Origin of the sequence: Pseudomonas sp. TSRC2-2 (genome assembly GCF_049897785.1) — a bacterium.
GTDB lineage: Bacteria > Pseudomonadota > Gammaproteobacteria > Pseudomonadales > Pseudomonadaceae > Aquipseudomonas.
Map to the genome: position 1 here is coordinate 239,221 of NZ_JAFCWZ010000007.1, position 14,491 is coordinate 253,711.

Consider the following 14,491-nt stretch of genomic DNA (forward strand, 5'->3'; position numbering starts at 1 on the left):
GCCTCCCATAATGGATCTGTGCACTATGCAGATCGAATGTGGGAGCGGGGCTTGCTCGCGAAGGCGGCTCCTCAATCAATACATTTGCCAAGCCAATCACCTTCGTCCGATTTCGAACTACGCTCAATCCGACACCTGAACTCTCCACCGACAATCACGTCTCATACAGGCAAATACACCCAGGCGCACGTTAGCCGGCGTCTTCGCTCGCTAGGTTTTCAGACTCCCTGTAAACTGCGCGGGTTTTCAGCCCCCCATTCCACCGGAGCCGTCCATGTCCCGCGTTACCTTGAGTCGCTATTTGATTGAGCAGACCCGCAGCAACAACACTCCTGCCGATCTGCGCTTTTTGATCGAAGTGGTGGCGCGTGCCTGCAAGGAGATCAGCCACGCCGTATCCAAAGGCGCCCTGGGTGGTGTTCTGGGCAGCATGGGCACCGAGAACGTGCAAGGCGAAGTGCAGAAGAAGCTCGACGTGATCTCTAACGAGATCCTGCTCGAAGCCAACGAATGGGGCGGTCACCTGGCCGGTATGGCGTCCGAAGAAATGGACAATGCCTACCAGATCCCGGGCAAATACCCGAAAGGCGCGTACCTGCTGGTGTTCGACCCACTCGACGGCTCGTCGAACATCGACATCAACGCCCCGGTCGGCACTATTTTCTCGGTATTGCGTTGCCCGAACGAATACCTGAGCCAGAACGAGCCGCTGAACGAAAAAGCCTTCCTGCAGCCAGGCACCCAGCAAGTGGCCGCCGGTTACGCCATCTACGGCCCGCAGACCATGCTGGTGCTGACCTTGGGCGACGGCGTCAAAGGCTTTACGCTGGACCGCGAAATGGGCAGCTTCGTCCTGACTCACGAAGACATCACCATCCCGGAAACCACCCAGGAATTCGCCATCAACATGTCCAACCAGCGTCACTGGGAAGCCCCGGTGCAGCGCTATGTTGGCGAACTGCTGGCCGGTGAAGAAGGCCCGTTGAAGAAGAACTACAACATGCGTTGGGTCGCGGCGATGGTTGCCGACGTGCACCGCATTCTGACCCGTGGCGGTCTGTTCATGTACCCACGCGACAGCCGCGAGCCGTCGAAACCGGGCAAACTGCGTCTGATGTACGAAGCCAACCCGATGTCGTTCCTCGTCGAACAAGCCGGTGGCGCGTCCACTGACGGTCACCAGCGCATTCTCGACATCCAGCCGGAAGGCCTGCACCAGCGCGTTGCGGTATTCCTCGGCTCGAAAGAAGAAGTCACCCGCGCCACGGCCTACCACAAGGAATAAACCATGCACGCGCCCTGGCAGCCGTTGCTCGACTGGTGGTTCGGACACGCCGAATCAGCCAGCGAAGTAGCGGCCGCAAAGGGCAAGTTGTGGTTCGGCAAGCGAAACAGCCAGGACCTCGAAGCGCAGACGCGTTTCGGGGTCTTTGTCGATCAGGCCCTGGCCGGCGAATTGGCCGAGTGGACGCAATGTCCCGAAGGTTGGCTGGCGGTAGTGCTGCTGCTTGATCAACTGCCGCGCATGATCTATCGCGACACTCCCAAAGCCTTTTCCGGTGATCTGCGCGCACAGAAGCTTGTCGCGCAAGGGGTGGCGGCGGATTTTGATCGGCGCCTGAAGCCGATTCAGCGGGTATTCATTTATCTGGTATTCGAACACTGCGAAAACCTCGCGGTGCAGAACGAAGCCGTTTCCAGATTTATTGGATTGGTGGCTGAACAGCCAGAGTCGGAGCGGGCAGTGTTTGCCGATAACCTGGACTATGCCGAGCGGCATCGGAAAGTGATTGCGCAGTTTGGAAGATTTCCGCATCGCAATGCGGTGTTGGGGCGGGAGTCCACTGCTGAAGAGTTGGTATTTCTTTCGAAGCCTGGGTCGCGGTTCTGAACGCAGAAAAGATCGCAGCCTTCGGCAGCTCCTACATGAGTAACGCGTTCATTCTGTAGGAGCTGCCGAAGGCTGCGATCTTTTGATCTTTATATACGGAAGCTGCCAACCAGCTGCTTGAGACGCGCCGCCTGCTGCTCAAGATCCGAACAGGCGCGCAACGTTGCCTGCAAGTTCTCCACGCCTTCCTGATTCAGCGTGTTGATCTCGTTGATGTCAACGTTGATCGACTCGACCACGGCCGTTTGTTCCTCGGTCGCAGTGGCCACCGACTGGTTCATGCCGTCGATCTCGCCGATGCGCTGGGTCACGCTGCCCAGGCGCTCGCCGGCCTGATTGGCGATGCCGACGCTGCTTTCGCTCTCGCGCTGGCTCTCGGTCATGATGGTCACCGCCTGGCGGGCACCGACCTGCAACTCTTCGATCATCTTTTGCACTTGCTGCGCCGAATCCTGGGTGCGGTGCGCGAGGTTGCGCACCTCGTCAGCGACCACGGCGAAACCGCGTCCGGCTTCACCGGCGCGCGCGGCTTCGATGGCGGCGTTGAGCGCGAGCAGGTTGGTCTGCTGGGAGATGCTGGTGATCACTTCGAGAATCTGGCCGATGTTCACCGTGTTGCTGTTCAGCGTTTCGATGTTGCCGCAGGAGTCGCTGATCTTTGCCGACAGCTGTTGCATGGCGTGGATGGTTTTATTCACCACTTGCTGGCCGTCGACCGCGAGGCTGCGCGCATCGCTGGAATGCTGCGAGGCGAGGGCGGCGTTCTGGGCGATTTCCTGGGCGGCGGCGCCGAGCTGATTGATCGCCGCGGCGACGCTGTTGGTGCGGCTGGCCTGCTGGTCGGAGTTGTACATCGACGAGTTCGAGGCAGCGACCACACGCAGGGCGACCTCGTTGACCTGGCCGGTGGCCGACGACACTTCGCGGATCGAAGTGTGAATGCGTTCGACGAAGCGGTTGAACGACGTGCCCAGTGCGCCGAATTCATCGTTGCCATGAATCACCAGACGCTTGGTCAGGTCGCCTTCGCCTTCAGCGATGTCATGCATTGCACGGCCCATGGTCAGCAGCGGCTGCATCAACACACGAATGAGCATGCCGAGCAGGCCGATGATGATCAGCACGGCGATGACCATGGCGATCAGTGCCGAGGTGCGGAATTCGCTGAGCATCGAGAACGCGGTGTCTTTGTCGAGCACCAGCGCCACGTACCAGTCAGCCGACGGCACGCCGTTGACGTGGGTGAAGGAAATCAACTGGGTATTGCCGTCAAACTCGACTTCTTTCAGGCCCGGGCTGACGTGTGGTGCGCCGTTTGGATAAGCCTCGGCGAGCGTCTTGAGCACCAGTTTGCTGTCCGGGTGGATGAGGATCTTGCCTTCTGCGCTGACGATGAATGCGTGCCCGTGGCCGCCGAAGTTCAGCGAGTTGATGATCGCGCTGACGCTGCTCAAATCAATGTCGGCCCCGGCCACGCCGAGCATCTGGCCCTGACGCTGTACCGGGGTGGCGACGGTGATCACCAGTTTGCCTGACGAAGCGGCGATGTACGGTTCGGTGACGATGGTCTGTTGTGCGCTGTTGGCCGCTTTGTACCAGCCACGCGCGCGTGGGTCGTAGTCCGGCGCGCGGTTGCCCGCTGGCACCGAGAACATCACGCCGTCAGCACCACCGAAGTAGCTCAGCTGGAAATTGCCGGTGTACGCAGGCAGGTCAATGATGCGCTTGAGGCTGGCGGGCGCATTGCCGTCGACGGCGACCTGCTGCGACAGCGATTGCAGCAGTTGGATACGGCTTTCCAGCCAGGTCTGGATGTTGCTGGTGGTCAGGCTGCCCAGCTCCTGCATGGTCGCTTCGGTGCTGCTGCTCAAGGCCTGACGCTGGCGATAGTCGTTGAAAAAGATGAAACAGGCGAACGCAACGGCCACCACAAGGGCGGCAGCCAACAGGATTTTGTGGCTGAATTTCATGTTTCTGGTCATCGAGTGAACTACCGCGAATGGGCTGGTCAGGAAAGGGCGGCAATTTGCCATATTCGGCAGCGTTGCGCTGCTCTTATTTCGACCGCGCCGCGCCAAAGATTAGGCGCGTGTGCGCAAAGTCGACGAAATGCTCGACGGCTTCACAAAGTTTTTGATTTATCGGCAAAAGCCAGACGGGCGGGCTGATAAATAGGCGTTCGCTCACGGAACCAGATGACACTTTGCTCTTCTAAGCTTCTGGTTGGCACCATGCCATCCCCCCTCGTTTCAGGAGTTTCACCATGTCGCTGCGATCTATCGCCCTGCTGTCGTTTTGCGTGCTGTTGGCCGCATGCAGCAAGGTCAATCAGGAAAACTACTCGAAGCTCTCGGCCGGCATGGCCAAGTCCGAAGTGGAAACCCTTCTCGGCAAGCCCACCGATTGCTCGGGCGCGCTCGGTATGTCCAGCTGCACCTGGGGCGACAAGAACAGCTTTATCAGCGTGCAGTACGCCGGTGACAAAGTGCTGATGTTTTCCGGCCAAGGCCTGAAGTAAACCGGGGCTTCGCGCCCACGGAGAAAAAAATGAAGCGGTTATTGCTGATCCTTTTTGCTGGCCTGGTACTGGCTGGCTGCGCCACTTCCGGCGTCGACCCGTTGGCGCCGAAGACCGTCGACAGCGTCAATCTCAAGCGTTATCAAGGCACCTGGTATGAACTGGCACGCTTGCCGATGTACTTCCAGCGCCACTGCGCGCAATCCGAAGCCCACTACAGCCTCAAGCCTGACGGCAACATCGGTGTGCTCAACCGTTGCCTGACCCCGCAGTGGCAGTGGGAAGAAGCCAAAGGCACGGCTTATCCACAGGTGCCGGGCAAGACCGACAAACTCTGGGTCGAATTCGATAACTGGTTCTCGCGCCTGGTGCCTGGCGTGGCGAAGGGCGAGTACTGGGTGTTGTACGTCAGCGACGATTACAAGACCGCCATCGTCGGCGATCCGAGTCGCAAGTACCTGTGGCTGCTGTCACGCACGCCGACCGTCAACGGCGTAGTGCGCGAAGAGCTGCTGAGCAAGGCGCGGCAGCAGGGTTACGACACCACACGCCTGATCTGGCGCGCGTCGGATCGGCAGATGGCGAAGACTTCGAATTAAGCTTCGATACACATCAAATGTGGGAGCGGGCTTGCTCGCGAAGAGGGTGTATCAGTCGAGATGAATATTGACTGATGCACCGCTTTCGCGAGCAAGCTCGCTCCCACAGTCGTTTTGGGTCAGCCTAAAAGATCGCGCAAAACCTGGGTGAAGGCTCGGGCGCTATCCTCTTCGCCGGCATGCCGGCCATCGCGCACCACCCACTGGCCATTGACCAGCACATCACGCACTTGCCGATCGCCACCGGCGAACAGCCAGCGATTCAGAATCCCGTCCCCCGAAGCCGTCGCCAGATACGGATCGTTGCCGTCAAGCACGATCCAGTCCGCGCGCTTGCCCACTTCCAGCGCGCCGATCGGCTGCCCCAGCGCCTGCGCGCCGCCGTCCAGCGCCGCGTCATACAGGGTGCGACCGACCATCGGTTGCTGCGCGCCATACAAGCGATTGCGCCGCTGATCGCGCAGGCGCTGGCCATATTCCAGCCAGCGCAACTCTTCCACCACGCTCAGCGAGACATGGCTGTCGGAGCCAATACCCATGCGCCCGCCCTGGGCGAGAAAATCCACCGCCGGGAAAATCCCGTCGCCAAGATTCGCCTCAGTGGTCAGACACAACCCGGCGATTGCGCGACTGTCGGCCATCAGCGTGACCTCTTCGGAATTGGCGTGCGTCGCATGGACCAGGCACCAACGCTGGTCGACTTCGATGTTCTCGTACAGCCATTGCAACGGACGACGACCGCTCCAGCTCAGGCAGTCGTCGACTTCCTTTTGCTGTTCGGCGATGTGGATATGCACCGGGCAGTGTTTGTCACTGGCCGCCAACACCTCGCTGATCTGCTGCGGGGTGACTGCGCGAAGCGAATGGAAACACAGACCCAGCGACTGCGCTTTTTGCTGCGCCAGTATCGGCTGCAAACGCGCTTGCAGATTCAGATAGTTTTCAGTGCTGTTGATAAAGCGACGCTGGCCATCGTTTGGCATCTGGCCACCGAAACCGGAATGGCTGTAGAGCACCGGCAGCAGGGTCAGACCAATGCCGCTTTCGCTGGCGGCCTGGCTGATGCGCACCGCCAGCTCGGCCGGATCGGCGTAAGGCTGGCCGTTGCTGTCGTGGTGCACGTAGTGAAATTCGGCGACCGAGGTGTAACCGGCCTTGAGCATTTCGATGTACAGCTGACGGGCAATGATGCCGAGCTGGTCGGGGCTGATTTTTCCGACGAGGCGATACATCAGATCGCGCCAGGTCCAGAAACTGTCGTTGGGGTTGCCGGCCACCTCGGCCAATCCAGCCATGGCGCGCTGGAAGGCGTGGGAGTGCAGATTCGGCATCCCAGGCAGCAACGGCCCGCAGAGCCGTTCGGCGCCGTCTGCAGTGGAATCGGCCTGGATTCGGGTCAACAGGCCGTCGGCACTGACGTCGAGACGTACATTGTTGGCCCATCCATCAGGCAGCAGCGCGCGTTCGGCAAAGAAGGCGGACATCGTTCGGCACCCCATCGTGTGTAATTTGTATATACATATACAGACGTTTGCCTGCCCGGTAAACTCCGGCAAGCTAGTCACTTTCATCCAATGAACAGGGATCAACCGTGCCGACTCCGCCTCCAGTTTCTCCGTTGGCCGCGAACATGGGCGACAGTCCGGCGCCCTTGTACGCCCGCGTCAAACAGATGATCACCCAGCAGATCGACAGCGGTAACTGGCCGCCACACTACCGCGTGCCGTCCGAAAGCGAACTGGTCAGCCAGCTCGGCTTCAGCCGCATGACCATCAACCGCGCCCTGCGCGAGATGACCGCCGACGGCCTGTTGGTGCGCATGCAAGGCGTCGGCACGTTTGTCGCCGAGCCGAAGAGCCAGTCCGCGCTGTTCGAAGTGCACAACATCGCCGATGAAATCGCCTCGCGCGGCCATCGCCACACCTGCCAGGTCATCACCCTGGAAGAAGAGGCCGCCGGCTCCGAGCGCGCGTTGGCACTGGACATGCGCGAAGGGCAGAAGGTCTTCCACTCGCTGATCGTGCATTACGAAAACGACATTGCGGTGCAAATCGAAGACCGTTTCGTCAACGCCCTGGTCGCGCCGGAATACCTCAAGCAGGACTTCACCCTGCAAACGCCCTACGCCTATCTCAACCAGGTCGCGCCGCTGACCGAGGGCGAGCACGTGGTCGAGGCGATTCTCGCTGAGCCGTCCGAGTGCAAATTGCTGCAGATTGAAAAGGGTGAGCCGTGCCTGCTGATTCGTCGTCGGACCTGGTCGGGGCGTCAGCCTGTGACTGCGGCGCGACTGATTCACCCGGGTTCGCGCCATCGACTGGAAGGGCGGTTCCATAAATGAATTTCGAACTGAAGGTTCTGCGCGCCACAGGCTACCCGCGCATGCCGTGGAAAAACGGCGGCGGCAGCACCGAAGAAATCACCCGTGACGCCGGTGCCAGTCTCGACGGTTTCGGCTGGCGCCTGTCGATCGCCGACATTGCCGAATCCGGCGGTTTTTCGACGTTCGCCGGTTATCAGCGGGTCATCACCGTGTTGCAAGGTGACGGCATGACCCTGTGCGTCGACGGTGACGATACCCGCCCACTGTTACCGCTCGACCCGTATGCCTTCAGCGGCGAAAGTCAGGTGTCGTGCACGCTGCTGGGCGGTGCGATTCGCGACTTCAATCTGATCTACGCGCCGCAGCGTTACAGCGCGCGGTTGCAGTGGCTGGAGGGTAAGCAGCGGTTTTTCAGCTCGGCATCGACGGTGCTGGTGTTCAGTGTCAGTGACTTGCTCCAAGTGCGGGTTGGTGACGGCGCGTCTAAATTGGGGCGGCATGATTGTTTGCAACTGGACGGTAATTCGGGGCTTATTGAAGTCTGCGTTGATGCTGGCTGTTGTGTCATTGAACTGACTGCACGCTGATTCGAAAATCCAAAAGATCGCAGCCTTCGGCAGCTCCTACAGTGGGATTGAGTACACCCTGCAGGAGCCGCCGAAGGCTGCGATCTTTTGATTTTGGTTGTTCCCAAAATCCGCACCAACTTGTTACCGAACGCCCCAGCGTGGCGCAAAACCACGTTCGCTTGGCCATATCGCATCGCCTCGTAATACCCATCCAGAAAATTTCATCCACGCCAGAACCCGCGACTCAGGCGCTCTCCAGCCTTGCCTGTGATTTTTCCTGAACGCCCATTCAGCGAGTTGGCCGCTTGATTGCATATGCTTGTATGTACAAGTAAAGACGTATGCGTATGAGTCGTCCGAGACTCTCCGCAGCGTCCACTGATTCGCTTGTCGCGCATCGAGGCGCGCAGGCTGCTGCCCACTGCCAGGGTTGGTTTGAATTGATCGCTGAGGAGTCTTTTTCGTGACTGACAATACCCAGAACAGCAACAAGTTTCGTGATGTGCAGATCCGCGCCGCCCGCGGTAACACGCTGACCGCCAAGAGCTGGCTGACCGAAGCGCCGCTGCGCATGCTGATGAACAACCTCGACCCGGAAGTCGCCGAGAACCCGAAAGAGCTGGTGGTTTACGGTGGCATCGGTCGCGCCGCGCGTAACTGGGAGTGCTACGACAAAATCGTCGAGAGCCTGACCAGCCTGAACGACGACGAAACCCTGCTGGTGCAATCGGGCAAACCCGTGGGCGTGTTCAAGACTCACGCCAACGCGCCACGCGTGCTGATCGCCAACTCCAACCTGGTGCCGCACTGGGCGAGCTGGGAGCATTTCAATGAACTCGACGCCAAAGGCCTGGCCATGTACGGCCAGATGACCGCCGGCAGCTGGATCTACATCGGCAGCCAGGGCATCGTTCAGGGCACCTACGAAACCTTCGTCGAGGCCGGTCGCCAGCATTACAACGCTGACCTCAAGGGTCGCTGGGTACTCACCGCCGGCCTCGGTGGCATGGGCGGCGCGCAACCGCTGGCCGCCACCCTGGCCGGCGCCTGCTCGTTGAACATCGAATGCCAGCAGGTGAGCATCGACTTCCGTCTGAAAAGCCGTTACGTCGACGAGCAGGCCAAAGACCTCGACGACGCCCTGGCGCGTATCGACAAATACACCAAAGAAGGCAAAGCGATCTCCATCGCTCTGCTGGGTAACGCCGCAGAAATCCTCCCGGAACTGGTCAAGCGTGGCGTGCGCCCGGACATGGTCACCGACCAGACCAGCGCCCACGACCCGCTCAACGGTTACCTGCCGGCGGGCTGGAGCTGGGACGAATATCGCGCTCGCGCCAAGACCGAACCGGCCGCTGTGATCAAAGCCGCCAAGCAATCGATGGCGGTGCATGTGAAAGCCATGCTGGAGTTCCAGAAACAAGGCATTCCGACCTTCGACTACGGCAACAACATCCGTCAGATGGCTCAGGAAGAAGGCGTCGAAAACGCTTTCGATTTCCCGGGCTTCGTGCCGGCCTATATCCGTCCGCTGTTCTGCCGTGGCATCGGCCCGTTCCGCTGGGCGGCGCTGTCGGGTGATCCCCAGGACATCTACAAAACCGACGCCAAGGTCAAAGAGCTGATCCCCGACGATGCGCACCTGCACAACTGGCTGGACATGGCCCGCGAGCGCATCAGCTTCCAGGGTCTGCCGGCACGTATCTGCTGGGTCGGTCTGGGCCAGCGCGCCAGGCTCGGTCTGGCCTTCAACGAAATGGTCCGTAGCGGTGAGCTGTCGGCGCCGGTAGTGATCGGTCGCGACCACCTCGACTCCGGCTCGGTTGCCAGCCCGAACCGCGAAACCGAATCGATGCAGGACGGTTCCGACGCCGTCTCCGACTGGCCGCTGCTCAACGCGCTGCTGAACACCGCCAGCGGCGCGACCTGGGTGTCGCTGCACCACGGCGGCGGCGTCGGCATGGGCTTCTCGCAGCATTCGGGGATGGTGATTGTCTGCGACGGCACGGACGAAGCCGCCGAACGCATTGCTCGCGTGCTGCACAACGACCCGGCGACCGGCGTCATGCGCCATGCCGATGCCGGTTACCAGATAGCGATCGACTGCGCGAAAGAGCAGGGGCTGAATCTGCCGATGGTCACCGGTAAATAACGCAAAAGCACTGTAGGAGCTGCCGAAGGCTGCGATCTTTTGATGTTGATTTTTAAGATCAAGAGATCGCAGCCTCGTTTCACCCGACAGCTCCTACAGGTGTGCGAACCAACCCAAATAACAATCCACAGAGGTTGAATCATGGCGGTTAACAACGAACGTGCAGGCAGTACACCGTTGATCGAAAGGCGTTCGATCGACTACATCCCGGAAGCGGAAAGACACGGTCGTCTGTTCAGTCAGTTCACCCTGTGGATGGGCGCGAATTTGCAGATTACCGCGATCGTCACCGGGGCCCTGGCCGTGGTGCTGGGCGGTGATGTGTTCTGGTCGTTGATCGGTCTGCTGATCGGGCAATTGCTCGGCGGTGGCGTGATGGCGCTGCATGCTGCGCAAGGGCCGAAACTCGGTCTGCCACAGATGATCTCCAGTCGCGTGCAATTCGGCGTTTATGGCGCGGCGATTCCGATCGTGCTGGTGTGCCTGATGTACCTGGGCTTCACGGCTACCGGGACGGTGCTCTCCGGGCAAGCGCTGGGTCAGTTGTTCGGTGTCAGCGACAGCGTTGGCATCCTGATTTTCGCCAGTGTCATCGTGCTGGTCACAGTGCTCGGCTATCGCGTGATCCACTGGATCGGCCGCGTCGCCAGTGTCATTGGCGTGATCGCTTTCGTGTTCCTGTTCTGGCGGTTGATGAGCCAGACCGACGTCGGCGCGCTCCTGCAGATCCGCCACTTCAGCTGGAGCAGCTTCCTCTTGGCGGTATCGCTGGCGGCGTCCTGGCAGATCGCTTTCGGCCCGTACGTGGCGGACTACTCGCGCTACCTGCCGAGCGCCACTTCATCGGTGAAAACCTTCTTCGCCGCCGGTGCCGGTTCGGTGATCGGCGCCCAGGTCGCGATGATTCTCGGCGTGTTTGCCGCCGCATCGGCCAACGGTCAATTCGCCGGTCATGAGGTCGCCTACATCGTCGGCCTCGGCGGTACCGGCGCCACCGCCGCGCTGCTGTATTTCAGCATCGCGTTCGGCAAGGTGACCATTTCGACGCTCAACTCCTACGGCAGCTTCATGTGCATCGCCACCGTCATCAGTGGCTTCAAAGGGCACCTGACGGTGACTCGTATGCAGCGGCTGGTGTTCGTGCTGTTCATTGTCGGCGCGGCGACGCTGATTGCCCTGCTCGGGCAACACTCGTTCCTCGGTGCGTTCAAGTCGTTCATCCTGTTTCTGCTCGCCTTCTTTACGCCGTGGAGCGCGATCAACCTGGTCGACTACTACTGCATCACCCGCGAGCGCTACGACGTGCCGGCGCTGGCCGATCCAAACGGTCGATACGGCCGCTGGAACCTGCTCGGCATCAGCGTTTATGTGTTCGGCGTGCTGGTGCAGTTGCCGTTCATCTCGACCAAGTTCTACACCGGGCCGCTGGTCGCCGCTCTCGGTGACGTGGATATCTCCTGGATCATCGGTCTCTTGCTGCCGGCCGTCGTCTATTACCTCTGCGCGAAAAAGTGGCACAGCGCAGTGCCCGATCGCCTGATTCTGCCGGTCGAGCAGAACAGCACCCAACAAGCAAAAACGAGCGGGGCCGGTCGCGCTGCGGCGCAGGCCTGATCTGGACGTGGACCGGGCTGGATGCCTCTTGAACTGCCGTAAGCCCATTCATGATTAGGAGCGTCACGACAATGAAATCGAACAAGACCCTGCTGACCACATTGCTGTCCATGGGCCTGTTGGCCAGTGCCGGTGCGACGCAAGCCGCCGGCTGGTGCGAATCGGGCAAACCGGTGAAATTCGCCGGGCTGAACTGGGAGAGCGGCATGCTCCTGACCGACGTGCTGCAAGTGGTGCTGGAGAAAGGTTACGGCTGCAAGACCGACAGTCTGCCGGGCAATTCCATCACCATGGAAAACGCCCTGAGCAGCAACGACATTCAAGTGTTCGCCGAAGAGTGGGTCGGCCGCAGCGAGGTCTGGAACAAGGCCGAGAAGGCCGGCAAGGTCGTTGGTGTCGGCGCACCGGTAGTCGGCGCGGTCGAAGGCTGGTACGTGCCGCGTTACGTGATCGAAGGCGACGCAAAGCGCAAGCTTGAGGCGAAAGCCCCGGACCTGAAAAACATCGCTGATCTGGGCAAGTATTCCGCCGTGTTCAAGGACGCTGAAGAGCCATCCAAGGGCCGTTTCTATAATTGCCCGGCCGGCTGGACCTGCGAGCTCGACAACAGCGAAATGCTCAAGAACTATGGCCTCGAAAACAGCTACACCAACTTCCGTCCGGGCACCGGCCCTGCGCTGGATGCGGCGGTGCTGTCGAGTTACAAGCGTGGCGAGCCGATCCTTTTCTACTACTGGTCGCCAACCCCGCTGATGGGCCAGATCGATGCGGTCAAACTGGAAGAGAAACCTGGCGTCGACAAGACCGTGAGCATCAAGGTCGGCCTGTCGAAAACCTTTCACGACGAAGCTCCAGAGCTGGTCGCCGTGCTGGAAAAGGTCAACCTGCCGATCGACTTGCTCAACCAGAACCTCGGGCGCATGGCCAAGGAACGTATCGAGTCGGCAAAACTGGCGAAAATCTTCCTCAAGGAACATCCTGAAGTCTGGCATGCGTGGGTCAGTGCAGACGCAGCCAGGAAAATCGACGCGGCCTTGTAGGTCAGGATTCCCCGGCTGCCAGCTACGGCAGCCGGACGCTGATCGCAACCCCTTGATTGAGAGTCCCTTATGTTTCCCGAAAGCTTTACCTTTTCCATCGCCGACTGGGTCAACGGTTGGGTCGATTCGCTGGTGACCAATTACGGCGACGTATTCCGCCACATCTCCGACACGCTGCTGTGGGCCATCGTCAGTCTCGAAGGCCTGCTGCGTGCGGCGCCGTGGTGGCTGATGCTGGCGATTGTCGGTGTGATCGCCTGGCACGCCACGCGCAAAGTCGTCACCACCGCCGTGATTGTCGGTTTGTTGTTTCTGGTGGGCGCGGTCGGTCTCTGGGACAAACTCATGCAGACCCTGGCGCTGATGATGGTCGCGACGATCATTTCAGTGCTGATCGGCATTCCGCTCGGGATCCTCTCGGCGCGCAGCAATCGCTTGCGTTCGGTGCTGATGCCGCTGCTCGACATCATGCAGACCATGCCGAGTTTCGTTTACCTGATTCCGGTGCTGATGCTCTTCGGCCTGGGCAAGGTGCCGGCGATTTTCGCCACGGTGATCTACGCCGCACCGCCGCTGATTCGTCTGACCGATCTGGGTATTCGCCAGGTCGATGGTGAAGTGATGGAGGCGATCAACGCCTTTGGCGCCAACCGCTGGCAGCAACTGTTCGGCGTGCAACTGCCGCTGGCGCTGCCAAGCATCATGGCCGGGATCAACCAGACCACGATGATGGCCCTGTCGATGGTGGTGATCGCCTCGATGATCGGCGCCCGTGGCCTGGGTGAAGACGTGCTGGTGGGCATTCAGACCCTCAACGTCGGTCGTGGTCTGGAGGCCGGGCTGGCGATCGTGATTCTCGCTGTGGTCATCGACCGCATTACTCAAGCCTACGGTCGGCCACGCCACGAGGTGAACAAATGAGCAACGCAAGCGTGAGCAAGATCGAAGTGCGCAACGTCTTCAAGATTTTCGGCAACCGCGCCAAGGATGCGCTGGCCATGGTCGGCCAAGGCAAAAGCAAAGACCAGGTGCTCAACGAAACCGGTTGCGTGGTCGGCGTGAACGACTTGTCGCTGAGCATCGGCACCGGCGAAATCTTTGTGATCATGGGCCTGTCCGGCTCGGGCAAATCCACCCTGGTGCGCCACTTCAATCGCCTGATCGATCCCACCAGCGGGGCGATTCTGGTTGATGGCGAGGACATCCTGCAGTACGACATGGACGCCCTGCGCGAATTTCGCCGACACAAGATCAGCATGGTGTTCCAGAGTTTCGGCCTGCTGCCGCACAAAACCGTACTCGATAACGTCGCCTATGGTTTGAAAGTGCGTGGCGAGAGCAAGCAGGTCTGCGCCGAACGCGCGCTGCACTGGATCAACACCGTCGGCCTCAAAGGCTACGAAAACAAATACCCGCACCAGCTCTCCGGCGGCATGCGTCAGCGCGTCGGCTTGGCCCGCGCTTTGGCGGCGGACACCGACATCATTCTGATGGACGAAGCCTTCAGTGCACTCGACCCGCTGATCCGTGCCGAGATGCAGGACCAATTGCTGGAGCTGCAAAAGACCCTGCACAAAACCATCGTCTTCATCACCCACGACCTCGATGAGGCGGTGCGCATTGGTAACCGCATTGCGATTCTCAAGGACGGCCGGTTGATTCAGGTCGGCACGCCGAGAGAGATCCTGCATTCACCGGCGGATGAGTATGTTGACCGGTTTGTGCAGCGGCGGGCGGCGGTGGTTTAAAGAGATTTGCGGTGATAGTGCCGGCCTCTTCGCGATC

General features: G+C 60.3%; 13 protein-coding genes. 11 read left to right on the forward strand and 2 right to left on the reverse strand.

What is annotated here, in order from left to right:
- Positions 1 to 274 precede the first annotated feature (274 nt).
- On the forward strand, positions 275 to 1,285 hold the full coding sequence (locus tag ACP7D9_RS16235; RefSeq protein ID WP_426158546.1) for a class 1 fructose-bisphosphatase: 1,011 nt from the start codon (positions 275 to 277) through the stop codon (positions 1,283 to 1,285).
- A 3-nt stretch (positions 1,286 to 1,288) separates the two neighbouring features.
- On the forward strand, positions 1,289 to 1,891 hold the full coding sequence (locus ACP7D9_RS16240; RefSeq protein ID WP_426158548.1) for a DUF924 family protein: 603 nt from the start codon (positions 1,289 to 1,291) through the stop codon (positions 1,889 to 1,891).
- 89 nt (positions 1,892 to 1,980) lie between these two features.
- Here the strand turns inward: ACP7D9_RS16240 and ACP7D9_RS16245 are convergent, their stop codons facing one another.
- Complete coding sequence (locus tag ACP7D9_RS16245; RefSeq protein WP_426158550.1) at positions 1,981 to 3,873, reverse strand: methyl-accepting chemotaxis protein; 1,893 nt, start codon at positions 3,871 to 3,873, stop codon at positions 1,981 to 1,983.
- Positions 3,874 to 4,154: 281 nt separating this feature from the next.
- Between ACP7D9_RS16245 and ACP7D9_RS16250 the strand changes: the two genes are divergently transcribed.
- Both ACP7D9_RS16250 and ACP7D9_RS16255 read left to right on the forward strand, forming a co-directional pair.
- Positions 4,155 to 4,409, forward strand: a complete 255-nt coding sequence (locus ACP7D9_RS16250) for a hypothetical protein (RefSeq protein ID WP_016772095.1) — start codon at positions 4,155 to 4,157, stop codon at positions 4,407 to 4,409.
- A gap of 29 nt (positions 4,410 to 4,438) precedes the next feature.
- Complete coding sequence (locus tag ACP7D9_RS16255; protein WP_101156732.1) at positions 4,439 to 5,008, forward strand: lipocalin family protein; 570 nt, start codon at positions 4,439 to 4,441, stop codon at positions 5,006 to 5,008.
- A 119-nt stretch (positions 5,009 to 5,127) separates the two neighbouring features.
- On the opposite strand, the gene ACP7D9_RS16260 is transcribed toward ACP7D9_RS16255, so the two are convergent.
- Entirely contained in the window at positions 5,128 to 6,492 is a 1,365-nt protein-coding gene (locus ACP7D9_RS16260; protein WP_426158553.1) for a formimidoylglutamate deiminase, read from the reverse strand.
- A gap of 146 nt (positions 6,493 to 6,638) precedes the next feature.
- Here ACP7D9_RS16260 and hutC point away from each other — a divergent pair, with 146 nt between their 5' ends.
- The 7 genes from hutC to ACP7D9_RS16295 all read left to right on the forward strand — a co-directional run bounded on the left by hutC (position 6,639) and on the right by ACP7D9_RS16295 (position 14,454).
- Positions 6,639 to 7,349 (forward strand): histidine utilization repressor, encoded by a 711-nt coding sequence (gene hutC / locus ACP7D9_RS16265; protein ID WP_178081150.1) that lies wholly within the window; start codon positions 6,639 to 6,641, stop codon positions 7,347 to 7,349.
- Positions 7,346 to 7,918 carry a HutD/Ves family protein gene (locus tag ACP7D9_RS16270; RefSeq protein ID WP_426158555.1) on the forward strand — a complete coding sequence of 191 codons (573 nt, stop codon included), beginning with the start codon at positions 7,346 to 7,348 and terminating at the stop codon, positions 7,916 to 7,918. Before hutC ends, ACP7D9_RS16270 begins: the two co-directional genes overlap by 4 nt.
- Before the next feature lie 445 nt (positions 7,919 to 8,363).
- Positions 8,364 to 10,052: a urocanate hydratase gene (gene hutU / locus ACP7D9_RS16275; RefSeq protein WP_426158557.1), complete on the forward strand. Its 1,689-nt coding sequence runs from the start codon at positions 8,364 to 8,366 to the stop codon at positions 10,050 to 10,052.
- 141 nt (positions 10,053 to 10,193) lie between these two features.
- Positions 10,194 to 11,666, forward strand: a complete 1,473-nt coding sequence (locus ACP7D9_RS16280) for a purine-cytosine permease family protein (protein WP_101156713.1) — start codon at positions 10,194 to 10,196, stop codon at positions 11,664 to 11,666.
- Between the two features lie 71 nt (positions 11,667 to 11,737).
- On the forward strand, positions 11,738 to 12,706 hold the full coding sequence (locus ACP7D9_RS16285) for an ABC transporter substrate-binding protein (RefSeq protein ID WP_426158559.1): 969 nt from the start codon (positions 11,738 to 11,740) through the stop codon (positions 12,704 to 12,706).
- A gap of 69 nt (positions 12,707 to 12,775) precedes the next feature.
- Positions 12,776 to 13,627: an ABC transporter permease gene (locus ACP7D9_RS16290; RefSeq protein WP_101156706.1), complete on the forward strand. Its 852-nt coding sequence runs from the start codon at positions 12,776 to 12,778 to the stop codon at positions 13,625 to 13,627.
- Positions 13,624 to 14,454 carry a quaternary amine ABC transporter ATP-binding protein gene (locus tag ACP7D9_RS16295; protein ID WP_016772086.1) on the forward strand — a complete coding sequence of 277 codons (831 nt, stop codon included), beginning with the start codon at positions 13,624 to 13,626 and terminating at the stop codon, positions 14,452 to 14,454. Before ACP7D9_RS16290 ends, ACP7D9_RS16295 begins: the two co-directional genes overlap by 4 nt.
- Positions 14,455 to 14,491: the final 37 nt, after the last annotated feature.

Bases quoted from the DNA above. Each gene is read 5' to 3' on its own strand.
- ACP7D9_RS16295 (WP_016772086.1), top strand. From the start codon at position 13,624: ATGAGCAACGCAAGCGTGAGCAAGATCGAAGTGCGCAACGTCTTCAAG.
- ACP7D9_RS16235 (WP_426158546.1), top strand. From the start codon at position 275: ATGTCCCGCGTTACCTTGAGTCGCTATTTGATTGAGCAGACCCGCAGC.
- ACP7D9_RS16255 (WP_101156732.1), top strand. From the start codon at position 4,439: ATGAAGCGGTTATTGCTGATCCTTTTTGCTGGCCTGGTACTGGCTGGC.
- ACP7D9_RS16290 (WP_101156706.1), top strand. From the start codon at position 12,776: ATGTTTCCCGAAAGCTTTACCTTTTCCATCGCCGACTGGGTCAACGGT.
- ACP7D9_RS16260 (WP_426158553.1), bottom strand. From the start codon at position 6,492: ATGTCCGCCTTCTTTGCCGAACGCGCGCTGCTGCCTGATGGATGGGCC.
- ACP7D9_RS16270 (WP_426158555.1), top strand. From the start codon at position 7,346: ATGAATTTCGAACTGAAGGTTCTGCGCGCCACAGGCTACCCGCGCATG.
- ACP7D9_RS16240 (WP_426158548.1), top strand. From the start codon at position 1,289: ATGCACGCGCCCTGGCAGCCGTTGCTCGACTGGTGGTTCGGACACGCC.
- ACP7D9_RS16245 (WP_426158550.1), bottom strand. From the start codon at position 3,873: ATGACCAGAAACATGAAATTCAGCCACAAAATCCTGTTGGCTGCCGCC.
- ACP7D9_RS16250 (WP_016772095.1), top strand. From the start codon at position 4,155: ATGTCGCTGCGATCTATCGCCCTGCTGTCGTTTTGCGTGCTGTTGGCC.
- ACP7D9_RS16280 (WP_101156713.1), top strand. From the start codon at position 10,194: ATGGCGGTTAACAACGAACGTGCAGGCAGTACACCGTTGATCGAAAGG.
- hutC (WP_178081150.1), top strand. From the start codon at position 6,639: ATGGGCGACAGTCCGGCGCCCTTGTACGCCCGCGTCAAACAGATGATC.
- ACP7D9_RS16285 (WP_426158559.1), top strand. From the start codon at position 11,738: ATGAAATCGAACAAGACCCTGCTGACCACATTGCTGTCCATGGGCCTG.